Origin of the sequence: Mameliella sp. MMSF_3455 (assembly GCF_030733205.1) — a bacterium.
GTDB lineage: Bacteria > Pseudomonadota > Alphaproteobacteria > Rhodobacterales > Rhodobacteraceae > Antarctobacter.
In genome coordinates, this window is the sequence record NZ_JASHJL010000001.1 from 1 (window position 1) to 17,536 (window position 17,536).

At 63.3% G+C, this 17,536-nt stretch carries 22 protein-coding genes; all 22 read left to right on the top strand.

Annotated features, from left to right (window positions below):
* On the top strand, positions 1 to 447 hold a 447-nt coding region (locus RBB42_RS00005; protein WP_305968541.1), incomplete at its 5' end, for a phage replication initiator YdaU family protein.
* Positions 335 to 796 (top strand): hypothetical protein, encoded by a 462-nt coding sequence (locus tag RBB42_RS00010; RefSeq protein WP_305968542.1) that lies wholly within the window; start codon positions 335 to 337, stop codon positions 794 to 796. The genes RBB42_RS00005 and RBB42_RS00010, both read left to right, overlap by 113 nt.
* Positions 797 to 926: 130 nt before the next feature.
* Positions 927 to 1,796 (top strand): hypothetical protein, encoded by an 870-nt coding sequence (locus RBB42_RS00015; protein ID WP_305968543.1) that lies wholly within the window; start codon positions 927 to 929, stop codon positions 1,794 to 1,796.
* Complete coding sequence (locus RBB42_RS00020; protein WP_305968544.1) at positions 1,793 to 2,128, top strand: hypothetical protein; 336 nt, start codon at positions 1,793 to 1,795, stop codon at positions 2,126 to 2,128. Before RBB42_RS00015 ends, RBB42_RS00020 begins: the two co-directional genes overlap by 4 nt.
* Positions 2,121 to 2,669, top strand: coding sequence for a hypothetical protein (locus RBB42_RS00025; RefSeq protein ID WP_305968545.1), 549 nt, complete (start codon positions 2,121 to 2,123; stop codon positions 2,667 to 2,669). Before RBB42_RS00020 ends, RBB42_RS00025 begins: the two co-directional genes overlap by 8 nt.
* A complete protein-coding gene (locus tag RBB42_RS00030; protein WP_305968546.1) occupies positions 2,666 to 3,136 on the top strand; it encodes a hypothetical protein in 471 nt (156 codons plus the stop codon). The genes RBB42_RS00025 and RBB42_RS00030 overlap by 4 nt, the downstream gene beginning before the upstream one ends.
* Before the next feature lie 6 nt (positions 3,137 to 3,142).
* Entirely contained in the window at positions 3,143 to 4,669 is a 1,527-nt protein-coding gene (locus tag RBB42_RS00035) for a phage terminase large subunit family protein (protein ID WP_305968547.1), read from the top strand.
* 17 nt (positions 4,670 to 4,686) lie between these two features.
* Entirely contained in the window at positions 4,687 to 5,037 is a 351-nt protein-coding gene (locus tag RBB42_RS00040; protein ID WP_305968548.1) for a hypothetical protein, read from the top strand.
* Positions 5,037 to 7,334, top strand: a complete 2,298-nt coding sequence (locus RBB42_RS00045) for a hypothetical protein (RefSeq protein WP_305968549.1) — start codon at positions 5,037 to 5,039, stop codon at positions 7,332 to 7,334. Before RBB42_RS00040 ends, RBB42_RS00045 begins: the two co-directional genes overlap by 1 nt.
* Positions 7,331 to 7,909 carry a hypothetical protein gene (locus tag RBB42_RS00050; protein WP_305968550.1) on the top strand — a complete coding sequence of 193 codons (579 nt, stop codon included), beginning with the start codon at positions 7,331 to 7,333 and terminating at the stop codon, positions 7,907 to 7,909. The genes RBB42_RS00045 and RBB42_RS00050 overlap by 4 nt, the downstream gene beginning before the upstream one ends.
* 44 nt (positions 7,910 to 7,953) lie before the next feature.
* The gene (locus tag RBB42_RS00055; protein ID WP_305968551.1) at positions 7,954 to 8,469 is read left to right on the top strand and encodes a hypothetical protein; all 516 of its coding nucleotides are present in this window, start codon (positions 7,954 to 7,956) and stop codon (positions 8,467 to 8,469) included.
* Positions 8,466 to 8,717, top strand: a complete 252-nt coding sequence (locus RBB42_RS00060) for a hypothetical protein (protein WP_043145297.1) — start codon at positions 8,466 to 8,468, stop codon at positions 8,715 to 8,717. The genes RBB42_RS00055 and RBB42_RS00060 overlap by 4 nt, the downstream gene beginning before the upstream one ends.
* Positions 8,718 to 8,758: 41 nt before the next feature.
* Complete coding sequence (locus RBB42_RS00065) at positions 8,759 to 9,979, top strand: hypothetical protein (protein WP_305968552.1); 1,221 nt, start codon at positions 8,759 to 8,761, stop codon at positions 9,977 to 9,979.
* 28 nt (positions 9,980 to 10,007) lie between these two features.
* Positions 10,008 to 10,961 (top strand): phage major capsid protein, encoded by a 954-nt coding sequence (locus RBB42_RS00070; RefSeq protein ID WP_305968553.1) that lies wholly within the window; start codon positions 10,008 to 10,010, stop codon positions 10,959 to 10,961.
* 142 nt (positions 10,962 to 11,103) lie between these two features.
* Positions 11,104 to 11,796, top strand: coding sequence for a bZIP transcription factor (locus tag RBB42_RS00075; protein ID WP_306043577.1), 693 nt, complete (start codon positions 11,104 to 11,106; stop codon positions 11,794 to 11,796).
* Positions 11,797 to 11,800: 4 nt separating this feature from the next.
* Positions 11,801 to 12,106: a Gp49 family protein gene (locus RBB42_RS00080; RefSeq protein WP_305968555.1), complete on the top strand. Its 306-nt coding sequence runs from the start codon at positions 11,801 to 11,803 to the stop codon at positions 12,104 to 12,106.
* A 4-nt stretch (positions 12,107 to 12,110) separates the two neighbouring features.
* The gene (locus tag RBB42_RS00085; protein WP_305968556.1) at positions 12,111 to 13,079 is read left to right on the top strand and encodes a phage adaptor protein; all 969 of its coding nucleotides are present in this window, start codon (positions 12,111 to 12,113) and stop codon (positions 13,077 to 13,079) included.
* The gene (locus RBB42_RS00090) at positions 13,079 to 13,891 is read left to right on the top strand and encodes a phage tail protein (RefSeq protein ID WP_305968557.1); all 813 of its coding nucleotides are present in this window, start codon (positions 13,079 to 13,081) and stop codon (positions 13,889 to 13,891) included. The genes RBB42_RS00085 and RBB42_RS00090 overlap by 1 nt, the downstream gene beginning before the upstream one ends.
* Before the next feature lie 125 nt (positions 13,892 to 14,016).
* On the top strand, positions 14,017 to 15,360 hold the full coding sequence (locus RBB42_RS00095) for a hypothetical protein (protein ID WP_305968558.1): 1,344 nt from the start codon (positions 14,017 to 14,019) through the stop codon (positions 15,358 to 15,360).
* Entirely contained in the window at positions 15,321 to 15,839 is a 519-nt protein-coding gene (locus tag RBB42_RS00100) for a hypothetical protein (protein ID WP_305968559.1), read from the top strand. Before RBB42_RS00095 ends, RBB42_RS00100 begins: the two co-directional genes overlap by 40 nt.
* Positions 15,781 to 16,887 (top strand): tail fiber domain-containing protein, encoded by a 1,107-nt coding sequence (locus tag RBB42_RS00105; RefSeq protein WP_305968560.1) that lies wholly within the window; start codon positions 15,781 to 15,783, stop codon positions 16,885 to 16,887. Before RBB42_RS00100 ends, RBB42_RS00105 begins: the two co-directional genes overlap by 59 nt.
* Positions 16,884 to 17,528, top strand: a complete 645-nt coding sequence (locus RBB42_RS00110) for a hypothetical protein (protein WP_305968561.1) — start codon at positions 16,884 to 16,886, stop codon at positions 17,526 to 17,528. Before RBB42_RS00105 ends, RBB42_RS00110 begins: the two co-directional genes overlap by 4 nt.
* Positions 17,529 to 17,536 lie beyond the last annotated feature (8 nt).

The window sequence follows — 17,536 nt, forward strand, 5'->3', positions numbered from 1 at the left end:
ATGCAGGATACCCCCGCACCAGGTGCACCCAAACCGTCAGGAACCGTCAAGGAACCGTCAAGGAACCGTCAGTCGCGCGCGAAGGAAAAGAGGTCAGAAATCATTTCGATCCTGAGCGAGGTCTGCTCACCGATGGTTGCTGAGGAATTCGAGGCGCATCGGCGGGAGATCGGAAATGCGATGACGCCACGCGCCGCTCGAATGACAGTGAAATCGCTTATCGGCCACCATGACCCGGACGCGGTTCTGAATCTCTCTATTCAAAACGGCTGGCGAGGTGTTTTCCCGCACAAAGTCGGCCCCCGCCTCACCACAATCACCGGAGGACTGCGTGATGACAAATCTTCCCGCCGCTATGACGGCCACGATCCCCACGCCGACGCCACAGCACGCCGCATCGCTTTCGCCGCAGGAGCTGGCAGATCACCGTCAGAAGATTGCTTCTGAGGTCGAGGTGGTGCTGAGCGCCTATTTCCAGCCGAACGAGGGCGCAGATATCCGAGCCGCGCAACTGGCTTGGTGGTGCGACGAGCTGCAGGATTGGACGCGCGAGCAGGTCGTTTTCGCCCTGCGTCAGTGGAACCGGGCCAACCCCCGCCGCCGCCCTACGCCTGGGGATATTTCCGGGCTTCTCAAGGAAATCCGCGGGCGCAAGGAGGCAGAACGGATGCGAGCCACAGCGCCGCCACCGGAGCCTGAGAAAGAGCGCGTGTCGAAGGAGCAGGCTGAGGCGATCCTGAAGGATGCTGGTTTCAATGTGCGCCGGTTTCCGAAAGTAGGGGAGGGCGCGGAATGACCCGCTACTGGCTTCACCGTCAGATTGCCGAGAGAAAGGGCATCCTTCCCGCCACATTTTACAATCGCATTAGCCGTGGTTGGTCCCCGCTCCGTGCTGCGACAACACCACCCCGCCCGTACTTCTACGAATGGTATCCGTCATGACCGTTTCGGCGCTGAAACTCACGGATGCCAGCCGCCTGGGCGCAATGGCCCTCCTGTGGCTGGACGAGAACGCGGACGATGGCGGTGTGATCCAGGTCGGCCCCAAGCGCCTGTCCGAGGAAATGAACGTCGGCGTGACCTCTGCGAAAAAGACGCTGGGCGCGCTCATCGACCTCGGGGACATCGAGGTTGTCGAGAAGGGGGCAGGCCGGCGCCCGGCGACGTACAAGGTCATCAACCGGATTTCGCGCAAGATGCAGGAGCCGAAAGGCCCACCGCAGGCCGCGCCGGAAAAGATCGCATCGACCCCGCGCCCGGAAATGGGCGAAACCATCATCAAGGTCGCGTCCAGGGATTCCATCCGAGACACCATGCGGTCCGGCGTGGCAACGCTGGCGGAGTTCTGCGCCTGGGCACGGTCGGCTCCGGCAAAGTCGGTCTGCATCTACCATATCGGCCAGGTCAGCCTTGACCGCCTGTCCTCGCAGGAGCTCGACAGTATCGCGTCCGCCGTCGCAATCATGGCGCAAGGCGGGTTCATCTACCCGGCACAGCACCCGGTCAAGATCGCCTTCGGGGACAAGAATACCTACACCGCCATGCGCACCGGCGCCGGCCATGTCCCGCGCTCGATCCTGCACAACCGGATTGCTCCGCGCGACTGGCTGGCGCTCAAGGCCATTTCCGACCGGGCCGCCGCGCAGTCGGCCGCCCGCGCCCTGCGCGATGGTCTGGGCCTGTCCGAACAGGCCGCAACAGGACTCCTCACCGCCCTGAGCCGCCGCGGTCTCATCGAGCGCGGCCGCAACCTCGCATGGGTCATGAGCGAGCAAGGCCGGGAGCTGCTGCTATGATCGACGTGCCGACATTCGTTCCGCGCAAGTGCCAGGGCGCCTACATCCATTTCGCCCAGAGGGTCGAGCAGCGCCTTCCAGGCATCCCCGCCAAGTTGCTGTGGCTGAGTATCATCGCCGCCATCGAAAGCGAGCACGATGACGTGACATTCCTCGGGCGCACCTCGCGCGACGGGCGCAGGGCGTGGCTCTGCGATTTCAGGGAATGCCGGTTCATCACGATCTTCTGCCACACGGCATTCGTTCCGATCACCGTCATCACGGACCCGGCGTTCGTGCTGGCACGCGAAGGGAGACCTCCGCTCAACGTCAAGGATTACATCCATGCCTGACCGTGACGAAAAGGGGCGCTGGCTTGTCGGGCACGGGCAACCTGGGCCGGGCCGACGACCTGTCTACAACGAAGGCCTGAACAAGATCGCCTATCAGTTGGCGCTGGCAGGGAAGACGAACGAGGAAATCGCTGAGGTTTTCGGAGTGTCGGTCAAGGTGCTCTATGACTGGCAAGCGCAATACATCGCTTTTCGTGATGCATTGCACCGTGGTCGCACAATCGCTGATGGCGAGGCTGCGGAGTCTGCGCACATCGCGGTTTGCGGCGGCATCATTCGTGAGCAGCGGACATATAGGGATTCCGAAGGAAATATCCTGAAAACCGTCGAGGTGGTGAAGGAGGTTCCTCCTGACGCCAACGCGGCCCTGAAATGGCTTGAGCGCCGGCAGCGCGGCATGTGGTCCGGTGAGGATGGCCAGCCCGTGCGTGGTGAGCATGACGAGCCGGTCAACTTGGCAGACATGCCCGACGACGAATTGCGCGAACGCCTTGAAATGTACCGGCGCCGCCGGGAGAGCGAGAAGGGAGAGACTTCATGATGCGTGGTTTTCTCAGGGCGTTCTTTGGATTGTCGATGGGGGCGCAGAGCGAAGCGTCGAGCGGTGATAGTCGACCAGACACCGGAAACGCCGGTACAGATTCGGTCAAGAAAGCGGCAGACCTCCTGCTATGCCCGGTGATCTTCGCCAATGGCGAGGACGACGACTCTTACGGCTACGCGGCATGGGTTCGCCAGGATGGCCCGGTGATGTTTGATGACCGGGTGTTCCATCCAGGCGAGCAGATGGTGATCGAGGGCCGAAAGATGCTGTTCCAGCGCGGCGTCAGGATGGTCGACCGTGAGACTGGCGAGCTGATGACGCAGCTGGGAGGTGGCTTCGACGCCTTGACGGTGCCGGTCAAGACTGGGACGCCTGATAGCCAGGAGGATGTTTTCCTGATCGTCAGGCACTGCAATCTCGACATGGCCAATGGCATCGCCTGGACAAACCCGAAAATGATGTGACCCCGCATGATGCACACTCGGCTTGCCTCCGAGGAGGAAATGCTGGCAGACGAGGAGGACCGCCGGGCATCCCAGCGGTCCTTTCTTCGCTTCTACCAGCGCATGACCGGGTTCGAGCCGCCGGCGCACGTCCGCTTAGCCTGCAAGCTGGGACAGGCCCTCGAAGAGGACAAGGTAGACCGCGCGATGGTGTTCATGCCGCCGCGGCACGCCAAGACGACCCTGTTTAGCCACCTGTTGCCGTCCTGGATCATGGGGCGCCACCCGACCAGCGCAATCATGGGCGTGGCGCACACCGACCGCTACGGCAAGAAGATCGGCGGCCGTGTGCGTGGCTACATGCGCAAGCAGGAATGGCCCTGGCCAGAGGTCTATCTTTCTGACGACACCGCTGCGAAGGAAGCATTCGCGACCCCGCAGGGCGGCGAATACAACGCCTTCGGCATGTTCGGAGGCAACCAACACGGCAACCCTGCCGAATGGCTGTTCATGGACGACATCATCAAGGGCCGGAAGATCGCCCTGTCGCCTCACATGCGGGACGAAGCATGGGAGACGTACCGCACCGACCTCCTGTCCCGCCTGCAGGGACGCCGCAAGCAGCTGATGATCTTCACGCGCTGGCACATGGATGACCCGGCGGGCCGGATCCTGCCGGAAGGCTATGACGGGCGCAGCGGATGGGTCCGCGATCGAGAGACGGGCGAGGCCTGGTACGTCCTGTCGCTGGCCGCCGTGGCCGAGCATGAGAATGATCCCTTGGGGCGCGCGAAGGGGGATTGGCTGTGGCCGGATCAATTCGGGGAGGCCCAGCTTGGCGGCATGCGTGCCCGCGGAGGATGGGTCTGGTCCGCGCTCTACCAGCAGCGCCCGAGCCCCGAGGAAGGTCTCATGTTCTCGCCAGACCATATCCAGCGCTACAACCCGCGCAACCTCGACCCGCTGCGCCTGCAAATCTACATCAGCAGTGACTACGCGGTCACGAGCGAGGCCGGATCGCCGAACCCGGATTACACCGTCCACATGGTCTGGGGCGTGGATGAGGAATCCAACATCTACCTCCTCGACATGTGGCGGGGCCGTACGACGTCCGATGTCTGGGTGAGCGAGTGGATTCGCCTGGTCAAGAAATGGAAACCCCTGCGCGCGGTGGAAGAGGCAGGGCAGATCATGTCCGGCGTCGGACCGTTCCTCAAGATGATGATGCGCAAGGAGAGCGTCCACGTCTTTAGAACGCAGATGACCAGCAGCACCAGCAAGGAACAGCGCGCGCACGCTCTGTTGGGTATGGGGCAACTGGGCAAACTGTTCCTGCCTCAGCGGGACAAGGTGCGAAAATCCTTCCTGTCCGACCTCGACGCATTCGAGCAAGAGTTGATGCAGTTCCCGACTGCGCCGCACGACGACACGGTTGATGCCGCGACCTTGTTTGGCCGGTTCCTGGATAAGGTGCTGGAAGGCGAACCGCCGCCGCCGAAAGGTTCGCCGCACGGGGAGTCCCTGGATGATCTATTCTCACGTCACAACCGCTGACGACCAGGGGCGAGAGCATGGCCAATCTCTACATCACGGAATATGCACACTTCGGCGCGCTGCAAGCGAGGACAGGGCGCGGTGGTGGCGCCTTCGACGCTATCCCATTGGCGCGCGAGCCTGCCTCAGTGGAGCAGAAGGTTGCTTTCACGTCCGCCATCAGCGCCGCCGCCTTCGGATCGACCACAACGCTTGTGCGTCTCGTTGCGGACGCTGGTTGCCACATCAAGATCACGCCGGCGGCGACGGTCTTGAATGACGGTGCAACCGCCGCGACAGCCGCGCACCAGTATATCCCGTCCGGCGCCGTGGAATGGCGCGCGGTCTCGCCCGGCGACGTCTTGAGCGTCTACGACGGGACAACCTGATGGATGATCGCAGAGAGGTCGTCAGCGCTTTCGCTGCAACGGTGGATGGCAATGAGGCGGTTCCCTACGAACCCGCCACGGAAGACCTGCCCGACATTGATGACCCCGAGACGCCAGAGGACGCCGAGGCCAAGGGCGCCCATGAGGAATGGAAATTCTGGGACGGCCAGATCACGGCGGGCCTGACCTATGAGAACCGCTGGCGCATGGAGGCCGAGGAATGCGAAGCCTCCTATTTCGGCCCCGACAATGACCCGGGCCGGGGTGGTGACCGTGACTCCGGCAAGAGCGAAAACCAGATCACCGACAAGACGGCCCTGATCCACGCGAACATCGACGTGCTGGCGCCGCTGGTCTATTCCGAGACACCGCAGCCGGTGGTGCGCCGCCGGTTCTACGGCGATGGAAAGGTGGACGAGACCGGGCTGATGGCCGCCGAGGTCGGGCAGCGGTTCGCAAACTACCTTCTGGACACCACGGATTTCGACGTCCCGATGATGAACGCGCGCAACGACTGGCTGATTGCCGGCCGCGCCACGGCGCGCGTGCTCTATAAGGCCCGCTTCGAGACGGTTACCGAGGTCGTGCAGCGCCCGCATCCGCGGTTCCCCGGGGTCACCATCCCCGAGGAGGTGACCAGCGAAAAGAAGACCGGCGAGGAGGTTCTGCCGCGCGCGACCGAGTGGCGCCGGTTCCTCTGTGCTCCGGCGTCGAGCTGGGATGAAATGCCCTGGGTGGCCGTCGAGGTGCCCATGACGCGCACCAAGGTTTCCAAGCGGTTCGGTCAGGATGTCGCCGACCAGATGTCCTTTGACACGCCCGGCATGAAGGACAAGGCGCGCGGGATGCGCGACGACGAAGACGACGGGTTTTCGAGTGTCATGCCCATCAACGAGACCGGCGCCCGCGCCCGCAGCCCGTTCGACACGGCGATGGTCTGGGAAATCTGGTCAGCCGAGACGCAAGAGGTGATCTGGTGGTCGGCCAATTACAACAACGGCGTGCTCGACAAGCGCCCGGACATCCTGGGCCTTGAGCGGTTCTATCCGTTCCCGCGCCCGCTGACGGCGACGGTGAAGGGGCAGAGCCTGACCCCGCGCCCGGACATCAAGTATTACGAGCAGCGCGCCGACGAAATCGACCTGGCCACCAAGAAGATGAAGGTCATCCTCGACGCTCTGTCCGTCTCTGGCCTGTTCCCGGGCGACATGCAGCAGGAGGTGAAGAAACTCCTGAACGGCAAGAACGAAATGATCCCGGTGTCGGCTTGGCTGCAGTTCATCGAAAAAGGCGGATCGCTGAACCTCATCCAGTGGCTACCAATCGAGGCGATGATCAAAGCGGTGCAAGCGCTGTCCACCATGCGCCGCGAGGCGAAAGACGCCATGTTCGAGGCATCCGGCGTGTCCGACGTCATGCGCGCATCCACGGATCCCAGCGAGACTGCCACGGCCCAGAAGATCAAGGGTCGCTATGCTGGCTTGCGCCTGTCGGACAAGCAGCGCCGCATGGCCATTTTCGCGCTCGAAACCCTGCAGATCATGATGGAAATCGGGCTTGAGCACTTCGACACCCAGACCATCGCCGACATCACCGGGCTCGATCTGCCCATGACCCGGGCGGAACGCGAAGCCATCGCCATGCAGGCGCAGCTGGCCCAACAGCAGTTCCAGCAGGACATGCAGATGTACGACCAGCTGCAGCAACTTGCCGCCGCCGGCGTCCAGTTCGGCCAGATGCCACCCGCGCCCACGCCGCCGCCGGACATCGAGATTCCGAAGACCTCCTACGAAGAGGTGCATGACCGCCTGCGCAGCGACTTCGGTCGCAAGATAACGATCAACATCGAGACGCAATCGACCATCCTCGCCGACGAGCAAGCCGACAAGGAGGCGCGCATCGAGTTCCTTGGCGCATTCTCGCAGTTCGTCCAGCAGCTTGCGCCCATGATGCAGTCCGGCGTCTTCGACATGAAGACTGCCAAGGAGCTGTTGCTCTTCGGCGTGCGCGGGTTCCCGAAGTCCCGCACGCTGGAATCCATGATCGCCGCACTGCCGGATGAGCCACAAGGTCAAGAGCAGCAGGAAGATACACAGGTGACCGTCGCCAAGATCCGCGCCGAGGTGGATAAGGAAATCGAGGCGATGCAGCAGGCCAACAACGACAAGGAGCGTGCGCACGAGAAGGAAATCGAGCGCATGAAGATTGGTGGCGACTTGGTGAGCAAGGCGGCGGATGCCATGACCGACCAGGGCGAGCCGCCCGAGGCACCACAGGCACAGGGAGCGGAAGCATGAAGAACGTCGCAGGGCAGGGCGATGTGCCTATGAGGTCGCCAACCAGCGTGCAGGCCCCGCACCAGGTCAGCGATACCGCGCAAGGCATCCTCGACCGGTTCTTTGCCGGCGCCGGGGGGCAGACAGCACCGGTGGCGACGCCGGGCGCGCCTGCGCAGACCACAGAGCAGCCGACAGCCAATGTCAGCGATCCCGCAAGCCCATACGCAGCGCAGCCACAGCCAAGTGCGCAGGACATGTCTGGGTGGCGGGGTCTGATCGCGCAACTCCCACAAGCCCCTCACGGACTCGACAAGGAGGCCCGTGACCAATTCTATTCCGGCCAGGGCTTCATCGGGACTGTGGCACGGATCGACCAACTCATGCAGGCTATTGGCCGTGATTGGGAGCCGCCTGAGAAAATGATAGCGGCCATGCAGCGCGAAGCGGCGCAGAGAGGGTACACCACGCAGCCGGTCACTACAGGGCCCGCGCCGGTGGTCACCAACCTGAATTATGCCGCCCCGGGCCATTCTGCGCCGGAAGCCGTCCAGCCGCCCGTTTTCTCGATCCTAGACATGATTGGGGAGAGATAACCCATGCCGATTTTCCACAAGAAGCCCGTCGAGGTGTGACGTCGATGCGCTACGAAATGGACGCTGACCGGCACGCCGCCATTTTCGGCGCGCCTGACCCCATCGAGACCAGCGGGCCGGGCCGGTCCCGCAAATGCCGGTCCTGTGGTGGCTGGCACCGCCTCGACCAGCCTTGGCCGCACAACTGCCGCCGTCCCGCGCCGCCGCGCAACCCGGATCTGGCAACGCCGCGCGTGGCGCCGCCGTTCGAGCCGTTCAAGACCGGCGTGACTGAGACGGCAGAGGTGATTCAGTCACGGAACGACAAGCGCGAGTACATGCGGAAGCATGACCTGGTTGAATACGACGAGGGTGTGCGAAGCGAAACCGACCACTGGACCTATGAGCGCGAGCAGGAGCGCGAGGTCGCCCAGCTGATCGCTGATGTCTCGCAGACCGACACCGAGTACCTGTCCAACCGGGCCGGGTTCGACGTAACAAACCTAGAGCGCGTTGACGACCGGGGCTCCTTGGACGACGGAACAGACATCGAGGCATCCGACATCGAGGTAATCGAATGACCAGCTGGCCGCTGCCCGAGTTCGCCGGGGAATCCGACGAGGAGCGCCGCTTTCGCGAGGCCATCAACCGCAAGGCAGGTGAAATGCAGGGCGTTGTGGACGCGGCGATCGCATTGCGCACGGCGCCCGGTGAAGTGTCCCGCGCCCGGCACCGCGCCCGGGCTGACCTTGAGGACTTTGCGATCAAGGCGCAGCACGCTTTCCGGCTGTCCCTGGTGCAAAAGGTGGATTCGCCGCACAGCGCATAGACCGTACCGGATGATGCGAGCACCCAGAAACGGAGTGTTCAATGTCCGGCACCGACAAAGACGACGACCTGTTCGAAGACGAAACGTCCGCAATCATCGACAAGGCCCTGTCCGACCAGGGCTTCGATGACGATACGCCCGATGATGACGGCGGTCTCGATCAGCCCCCCGATGAGGCCACAGGCACCGACGACCATCGTGTGAGCGCCGAGGACGGCGCCGATCTGGTTTCCGATGCCCGGATCAAGGGGGAAGAGAAGCCGGATCCCAAGGATCCCGAGCAAGACAAGGGCGCGAAACCCGCCGAGGACAAGGCGGACGAAAAGCCCGAGGCAGACGCAGCCGCCCCCGAGGACGGCAAGAAGCCCGAAGATGAGGCCTCCGGCGACAAGGGCGACGGGGCGGGCGACAAGGATGCGGCCGCAGACCTTACATCCATGTCGCAGGACGACCTTCTTGCCGATCTGCCGGATGACCGCCGCGAGGAGGTAACGCGCCGCCTGAAAGCATCGACCGAGGCGATGGCCCCGTTCGAGTCGGCATTCGCGAAGGACGAAATGAAGCGCTGGGGCGCCAGCCCGTCCGACATGGCCAAGCGCCTGACCGGCATTGCCGAATATGCCAGCAGCGATCCGGCGGGATACCTGGCGTGGGCCGCCAAGGAAATGGCCGCATCGCCCGACAAGATCGTGGACGTGCTGAACGAGGCGGCTAAGAAACTGGGCTACCAGGTGTCCCCGGCGGATGAAGACCTGTTCGAGGACGACGAGGTGCTGGCTGCGCGGCGCGCGAAGCGCCTTGCCGAAGCGCAGGGCCCCGACAGCCCACAATTCCAGCAGACCCGGGACGCGGAGGCGCATTTCAACGCTTTCATCAACGAGGTGGACCAGTCGACCGGGCAACCCAAGCGCCCGCTCTTCGCCACCTTGCAGCCACAAATCACGGCAGCAGCCCGGGAACTGTCACAGCGCCGCGGCGGTCAGCCGGGCTCAATCACCTTCGAAGACCTCGACGCGATCTACAACGGCATCGTGAACGAGATCCGGGGGCAGGGCGGGGCGGTTCCCAATCCCGCCGCACAGCCCGCGCCACAACCGGCACAACCAGAACCGAAGAAAGCGGAAGCGCAGGCCGACAAGGCCAAGCGGGCCAGCATGAGTGTAGACGGTGGCGGCCAGGGCGCCCCTCGTCGCCCCGCGCAAGACACGGACGACCTCAACTCGCTGATTGGCGGGCTGGTCGACCAGCAGCTGACCGGCTGACGCGCGGGATCGCCACGAAGGAAAGAACATGGCGAATCCGAACTGGGGCGAAGTGATGACCGCGACCCTTGCGCACCGCCGCAAGAACATCGCTGATGCCGTCTCGAAGAACAACATCCTGTACTACGAGCTGCGCCGTCGCGGGCGCATCCGCACCATCGGCGGCGGTCGCACCATCACCACGCCGATCATGGTCGGTGAGGAGAACGAGAACTTCCAGTGGTATACGGGCCGAGAAGGCCTGAACATCGCTGGCCAGGAAGTCCTGACTTCGGCGGAATTCCCGTGGAAGCAGTACGCCTGCGGCGTCTCGATTTCCGGTCTGGAAATGCTGCAGAACGATGGTCGCGAGCAGATCATCGGCATGATGCGCGCCCGCACCATGCACGCGGAAAAGACCATCCAGAACCAGATGCACCTGGCGGCGCATGGTGACGGCACCACCTATTCCGGCAAGGAATACGGCGGTCTGTCGCTGCTCATTTCGAGCACCGCCGGCGCGACCGTGGGCGGGATCAACTCGTCCACCTATACCTGGTGGGACAACCAGCGTGCGGCCACCGGCGGCGCCACCACGGCGGCGATCTACGGCGACATGCTGGACCTCTGGCTGGAAACCTGCCGCGGCACGGACAAGCCGAACCTGATCGTCAGCGACAACAGCTACTACAGCGTCTACAACCAGTCGCTGCAGGCGCAGCAGCGGTTCATGGACAAGAAGTTGGCCGCAGGCGGATTCTCCAACATCATGTTTGAGACCTGCCCGGTTGTCGCTGATGGTGGCCAAGGCGGTTTCGCCCCGGCCGGCATGAAATTCCTGAACTTGGGTACGATCGAGCTGATCATGCACAAGAAGCGGAACAACGTGGTTCTGGCCGGCCCGCGGCGCCCGCTGACCGAGGACTCGGACACCGTGATCCTCGCCGGCATGGGCAATTTCGTGGACGACAACCGCAAACTCAGCGGCGTCCTGACCGACTGACGACACGAAGGGGCGGCCCCGGTCGCCCCTTTGCTTTCACACGGAGACCCAGACCATGATCGAATCCGGATTTGCGAAGAACCTCACAGGACAGAACCTTTCGTCCCACCTCGGGCCCGTCAGAGGGAAGGGCGACGTTCGCGTGGGCTTTTTCTGGACCAAGGTCCAGCTGCGAACCAAGAACCCGGCGATGAACGGCAAGATCGTCAACCGCCTGTGCATCGCCAAGCAGCCGATCGGGGACCGCTATACCGTCTCCCACGCCTATATCTCCCAGCAGGACGCTGCACGGCTCTACCCGCAGGAGTTCGGCATCTTCACGCAATACGAGACCGCGCCATCAAACGGGACGCCGCTCAGCGACATCCCCGGCGTGTCGCGTTCCGAAATTGGGCTGCTCGAACTTCACGCGATCACCTGCGTCGAAGACCTCCTGTCGCTGCATCCCGACCAGGTGTCGCAGATCGGCATGTCCGCAAGCCGCGTCTACAAGGTCGCGAAGGGATGGCAGGACAAGAAGGACGAGAACGAGGAAATCGTGACCGCCGCCGACGTCCAGGCCAAGGCCGAAGAGGCGATCAAGGCGATGGAAGATCGACTGGCGCGCCTCGAAGCGAACAACAACCGCCTGCAGGCCGAGAACGACGTCCTGCGCCACAGCGCATCCGGGCACCCGGCGCAGTCCGCCGCCGTGACCACCGCTGTTCAGGCCGCCGCCGCGACGGTGGACGACGCCCCCTATGAGTTCCCGGACGACGACGGATTCATGGCCGGAGGCGATGTCGTCACCGGCAATGATGACCTTTCCGACATGCCTGACCCGATGAAGGACTGAGACGATGAACAAAGACGAACAGGACATCGAGGCCGAAATCAAGGGCAAGGGCCTGACCGCAAAGCGCATCACGCCGGATGATCTGGACGCCGAAATCGTGGACGAGGACTTTCACGTTTTTCCGCGCACGCAGCTGACGATCTGCGCGCTGACTTTGAAGAACGGGTTCACGGTCACCGGTGAAAGCGCCTGCGCCTCGCCCGAGAATTTCAACGCTGAGCTCGGCCGCAAGATCGCCCACGCGAACGCCCGCGAAAAACTCTGGCCATTGCTGGGCTTCCGCCTGCGCGATCAACTGGCGGGCGGCTGAGGCCATGCCGCGCACGATCCTGACCATTGCGCAAGAGGCAGCGGAGCGGGACGCAACCGCCCCGGCGCCTTCTGCCCTGTTCGGGACCAATACCAGGGTGGCCAAGATCCTGCGCACGGCGGCGCATGACGTTCTGCGCGACTACCTCCGGCGCACGCGCTGGGTGGGCCTGTCCGAGTTCCACAGCACCTGGACCTTTGCGCTCAAGCCGTCGACCTATGCCTACCGCCTGCCGCCCGACTTCCTGCGCGTGATCCCGCAGACGGAACAGCGCAACGGCTGGCCTATGGGGCTGGTTGGCCCGGCTACCCCGCAGGCGTGGTCGTGGTGGCTCTACGGTGGCGTGGCACAGGTGTCCCCGCACGGCTGGCGCATCAAGAACAACGCGCTTTGGATCGACCCGACCCCGACCGCCGAGGAGTTGGTGACCATCGAGTACATCAGCCGGTATCCTGTCGTCTCCGGCATTCAGGACGGCGACCTCGATCTGACGTCGGAACCAATTCAGATCGTGGAGCCTGCGGTTTCCCGCGATGGCTGGCTGTACCTGACCAATGACGACCTTCTGGGCACGCCTGGCGATGGCGTGTTCCGGTACGGTACGGTTGGCGTGGGCTATGACGTCGGCCTATGGGGGGAGTCGGCGAGTGAATACCTCAAGCGGCTTGACCCGCAATCGCAGGTGCAGCCGGTCCCCCAGGTGCGCCGCGAGGCTTTCACCACAGACAACGATTACCCGGCTTTTGAGGACGATCACCTGCTTTCCTTGGGGATGACCTGGCACCTTCAACGGGCGCTTGGATTGCCCTATGCCGAACGCGCCGCGGAATATGAGGCAGAGCTCGAAGTGAAGATAGCAGAGGACGCGGGCGGCGCCCGTGGCTTCCGCCTTGGCAGTTCGGGCCAAGAGTGGGACTGTTACCCACTTGAGGATGGCGTCACGGGAAACGGGCGCATTTGGTCGGTGACCTGATGCCACAGGTCGACATCCCGGAGGTCGAATATTACCGACGGCGCACCCGCAACTACGACGTTCCTCCGAACAACATCTCTGATTTGATAGCCGCCGTGGTTAGCATCCAGACTCCGACTGGTGCGCTGATCCCGACCTTGGCGACAGCGGCGCCGAACGATGCTTGGGCGATCTGCGACGGCAGCGCCTTGCTGAAAGCCGACTACCCAGACCTCTATGCGGTCATCGGCGCGGCCTTTGGAGAGACCCCGACCACCTTCAACCTGCCGGATCTGCGCGGGCGTTCCGTCATGGGAGCAGGCGGGGGGCCGGCGCTGGCGCTTCTCGGGTACGGTGGCGCGGCGTCAATAAATCTGACCGTCGACCAGCTTCCGGCTCACACGCACACCATCACAGATCCCGGGCATGACCACACTTTCAGCGGCGGGGCGCACACTCACGGCGTCACCGACCCCGGGCACGGGCACTCCGTTACGGACCCGGGCCACAGCCATACGATCACGGATGCGGGTCACGACCATACGGACGAGACGAGTGGAAGCGAGGAGGTTGCGTCCGGGTCCGGGGCGACAGTAGCCGACTATGACGGAAGCGGGTCAACGACATCAGACGCCACGGGCGTAACGGTCGACAGCGCAACCACGGGCGCCACAGTCGACAGCGCAACCACAGGCGTCACGGTCGATTCAGCCTCCGTGTCTGGAACCATCGGATCGAACACGACAGGCGTTTCTGCAGACAGCACAGGATCAGGGGATCCGGTCGACATCATCCCGCCGGTCGTGGCGGTCAACTGGATGATCAGGACATGAGCGGAATACGGAGAAGAGCAGCAGCGCGCGCTCTGAGGGCGCAGGCAGCCGGAACGGGTACGGGGCGCGATGTGCCTTTGCCGCTTCCATTGCGCGGGCTCTTCTCAGAGGCGCGCAACGCGGAAATGAACATCGAATATGCAGGGGAGGTGACGAATTGGCGTTCGACTGGTGTCAGCCTGGAAACGAGGCCGGGCTACAAGTACCTCCAAGCCGAAACCTCCCCGATCGTATTGCAGAGGGTTCCTTTCGAATTTGGCGCAATCTCTGTCTACATCGAGCTATCCGCGACGACGGCCATGACGCCCAGCGTGTCGACGCTGCGCGTATGCAATGGCAACGCTTCTTTCAGCGCCCTCAGTGGGCAGGTGATCATCGCTGACGGGATCGGCGATCCTCTCGCCTTCAATGGCTCGACCTTTTCGACACCGGCGTTCACGACCAGCACCAGCGTCACGCAGAGCGACTTCGACGGGTTCCTTGCTCACCACGACCGGCCCTATTTCTGGGTGCGTGGCGGCACGCTTGAGTTCTACTATGGCGGTGTCGGAGCGGTGACCGGCGCACTCACGCAATTCCCGCTGGACCGGCTCGGGAACATCACCGGGTCCATCCTTGAAATGGCGTCGCTTACCGTCGACGCCGGGCATGGTATGAACGACGTTCTGGCGATCTTCACGAGTACCGGGCAGGTCGTGACCTATGAAGGCCTCGACCCGGGTGACCAAAACGATTGGCGCCAACTAAACAGGCTGCAGATCGCCCCGCCGCTCGGGCCCAAGGCCTTCCAGCAGATCGGATCAGACCTGTGGGTTCTGACGCCAAAGGGTGTGGTTTCGATCCAGCAGACGATCAGTCAAGGGCAAATGGCCCTGGTCAAGCAAGTGTCGCAACCTGTGGCCGATGACCTCGTTCAGGCTGCAGATGATGGCGGTGATTGGATCCTGCACGCCTCTGCGGATCAGCGGATGGTGATCATCAACAGGGTGTTCGCTGGCGTGTCCGAGCAATGGGTGTTCTACACCAAGTCTGGCACCTGGGAGAAATCCGACTACCCGGCGCTGGACTGGCACAACCTGGCCGGAAACACGGAGTTCACCGCATTGGATGGCCGTCCGGCAAGGCTGACCACATCAAAGACAGATGGCGATGAAATGACCGCTGTTCTGCGAACGGGCTGGTTCCGCAGCGGCTTCACATCCATCGAGTCGGTGACGCCTTCGATCCTTGCCAAAGGCCCTCTCAGCGTGCGCCTCGCCGTCCTGGTGGACCACGACGAGACCGCGGCTGACCTCGATGAGTCATGGCAGACCGTGACCATCGAGCCGGAGACGGCAGCCAGCGGCGGGGAGACCATCGCGCTCAACGAGTTGATTGGCAGTGATGCCGTGGGCGACGTGTTTCAAATCCGCATGGAGGTGACTGCGAAATGGGCGCAACTGGTCAACCTGACGCTGCGGGTCACCTGATCCGCGACCGCGCGCTGGTCTACGGCGCGGACGAGAAGATCGCCCAATGGGTCGGGAAGCGGATACCCACGTTCCAGGTCATGCCGGGTGCGCGGGCAATCGGCGTCATCAAGGGAAAGCGCCTTGTCGCCGGGGTGGTCTACGAGCGGTATAACGGAATCCACCTGGAAGCCTCGATCGCGGCAGTGCCGGGCAGCCGCTGGGCCGACCGACATACCTTGCGCGGGATATTCGCCTATCCGTTTATAGACCTGAATTGCCGTGCGATTTCAGTGGTGGTTGGGGCTACAAACTTGGAATCCCTTAATCTGGCCACCAAGCTTGGGTTCTGGCCCGAGGCCATCGTGAAGTTTGCCGCACCGGACGGGGCGGACCTCGTAGTCTTGAAGCTACTTCGTGAGCAATGCAGGTGGATTCAAGATGGGCAAGGGAGGCAGCGCACCCTCACCGCCCTCGCCGACGAAAACGGCGGCGGCTGAGTTTCGGTACAACAATTCGAACGTCTACACGCCGTCTGGCGCCGGCGTCGTCTATGGGCACACCGACCCGGACACTGGAGAGTTCGTGGCCGCGCCGCCGGGCAAAGGCCAGCAGAGCGCTGTCTACAATATCGAAAGCCCCACCCAGCAAGCCATCAGGGAACGGCTCGAACCTGCCGCTATCGACTTCACCGGGTCGTTCATCGACCAGAATATCGACAACTTGCCGGATGCCGCCCGGGTGCAGGATCGCAGCGACGTCGCCGAGGACATCTTTAAACGCAACTTCTCACTTATGGCCCCGGCTATCGAGAAGAGCCAGGACAAGCTGATCACAAACCTGCAGGCCCGTGGGATGCCTGTCGGCAGTTCGGCGTGGAATGACGCCTATGGGAACCAGCTGACCGAGACGCAGGCGACCATCGCCCGGCTGGCGCAGGATGCCAATATCGCGGCGGGGCAAGAGCAGACACGGCAGTTCGGACTCGACCAGGCGGAACGGCAGGGGGCAATGGCCGAAATCGCCGCGCTGATGGGCGGCAATTACCAGCCCCCCATCAACATGGCCGCGACCGGTGCCGCGAATATCGACTACAGTGGACTGGTCAACAATCAGTACAACCAGCAATTGCAGGCCTACAACCAGTCGCAACAGCAGAAGATGCAAACTGCGTCCGCGCTCGGCTCGCTTGGATCGGCGCTCATCAAGTCGTCGGCAGCGGTCAAGACCGTCAGCGACTCCGTTCCCGAGGATTGGGCGGAAGACATCGTTCGCGAATTGCCCGTCTACGCCTGGGCGTACCGGGATGGGCAGGACCGGGAGACGCACATTGGCCCGATGGCACAGGACTTCCAGCGCCTGACCGGCTTGGGAACCCCGGAGAATATCAGCGTCATCGATTACTTCGGCTTGCTGACCGCAGCGCTGCGCGATGCCTACCGGAAGATCGACAGCCTTTATGAAGACCTCTCCGAGCTGCAGGACGACGTGTTCAACATGCAGGAGGCGGCCACAGACCGGCAATTCCACGGGAGGACACTCCATTGAAGGGGATCATGGGGCATCAGGGCGCAACCATGCCGCCCAAGCCGGCGCCGCGCGAAGTTCTCGACAATGGTTCGGTGTTCGGTCGCGGTCTGTTTAGCCGTGGCGAAGGTGGCATTCTGCCTGCGCGCGGGTCGGACGAACAACTGGCACTGGTCAAGGCCGCGGTCCAGGCCGCTACTAAGGCCGCTGCAGGTTCAGGCTCACCGCTTCTGGCGTTCCTGTCTCCGATGCTGGGTGGTGCTGCGCTGACCCGGGCCGCAGGCCTGAACGGCATGGGCGGCGATGCTGCGCTTGGCGATTACCAGGCGGCGACCGGCGTCCCCGATGAGGCGATGGACCTGCTTCGCCTCTTGGAAAACCCGAACATGCCCGACGCCGCGAAGAAGGATCTTGCCAGGCGCTTCGGCCTCATCGTGGATCCGCCAAAGAGCGGTGGCCGCAGTGGTGGCAGTGCGCGACCCCAGAAGCCGGATGCCAAGCCGGAAACGCCGAAAGAGGCAGAGACGCGCCTGTTTGGGACGGACGGCAAAGGGCCCGACGTGACAACCAGCGTGATCGGGACGGAAAGGGCGCCAGCTTACGGTGGCGACCTCGATGTAAGGCTGCCGGTCTCGGATGACGACCTGCTCAAGATGTATTAACCGAACGG

Bases quoted from the DNA above. Each gene is read 5' to 3' on its own strand.
- RBB42_RS00010 (WP_305968542.1), top strand. From the start codon at position 335: ATGACAAATCTTCCCGCCGCTATGACGGCCACGATCCCCACGCCGACG.
- RBB42_RS00015 (WP_305968543.1), top strand. From the start codon at position 927: ATGGTATCCGTCATGACCGTTTCGGCGCTGAAACTCACGGATGCCAGC.
- RBB42_RS00020 (WP_305968544.1), top strand. From the start codon at position 1,793: ATGATCGACGTGCCGACATTCGTTCCGCGCAAGTGCCAGGGCGCCTAC.
- RBB42_RS00025 (WP_305968545.1), top strand. From the start codon at position 2,121: ATGCCTGACCGTGACGAAAAGGGGCGCTGGCTTGTCGGGCACGGGCAA.
- RBB42_RS00030 (WP_305968546.1), top strand. From the start codon at position 2,666: ATGATGCGTGGTTTTCTCAGGGCGTTCTTTGGATTGTCGATGGGGGCG.
- RBB42_RS00035 (WP_305968547.1), top strand. From the start codon at position 3,143: ATGATGCACACTCGGCTTGCCTCCGAGGAGGAAATGCTGGCAGACGAG.
- RBB42_RS00040 (WP_305968548.1), top strand. From the start codon at position 4,687: ATGGCCAATCTCTACATCACGGAATATGCACACTTCGGCGCGCTGCAA.
- RBB42_RS00045 (WP_305968549.1), top strand. From the start codon at position 5,037: ATGGATGATCGCAGAGAGGTCGTCAGCGCTTTCGCTGCAACGGTGGAT.
- RBB42_RS00050 (WP_305968550.1), top strand. From the start codon at position 7,331: ATGAAGAACGTCGCAGGGCAGGGCGATGTGCCTATGAGGTCGCCAACC.
- RBB42_RS00055 (WP_305968551.1), top strand. From the start codon at position 7,954: ATGCGCTACGAAATGGACGCTGACCGGCACGCCGCCATTTTCGGCGCG.
- RBB42_RS00060 (WP_043145297.1), top strand. From the start codon at position 8,466: ATGACCAGCTGGCCGCTGCCCGAGTTCGCCGGGGAATCCGACGAGGAG.
- RBB42_RS00065 (WP_305968552.1), top strand. From the start codon at position 8,759: ATGTCCGGCACCGACAAAGACGACGACCTGTTCGAAGACGAAACGTCC.
- RBB42_RS00070 (WP_305968553.1), top strand. From the start codon at position 10,008: ATGGCGAATCCGAACTGGGGCGAAGTGATGACCGCGACCCTTGCGCAC.
- RBB42_RS00080 (WP_305968555.1), top strand. From the start codon at position 11,801: ATGAACAAAGACGAACAGGACATCGAGGCCGAAATCAAGGGCAAGGGC.
- RBB42_RS00085 (WP_305968556.1), top strand. From the start codon at position 12,111: ATGCCGCGCACGATCCTGACCATTGCGCAAGAGGCAGCGGAGCGGGAC.
- RBB42_RS00090 (WP_305968557.1), top strand. From the start codon at position 13,079: ATGCCACAGGTCGACATCCCGGAGGTCGAATATTACCGACGGCGCACC.
- RBB42_RS00095 (WP_305968558.1), top strand. From the start codon at position 14,017: ATGAACATCGAATATGCAGGGGAGGTGACGAATTGGCGTTCGACTGGT.
- RBB42_RS00100 (WP_305968559.1), top strand. From the start codon at position 15,321: ATGGGCGCAACTGGTCAACCTGACGCTGCGGGTCACCTGATCCGCGAC.
- RBB42_RS00105 (WP_305968560.1), top strand. From the start codon at position 15,781: ATGGGCAAGGGAGGCAGCGCACCCTCACCGCCCTCGCCGACGAAAACG.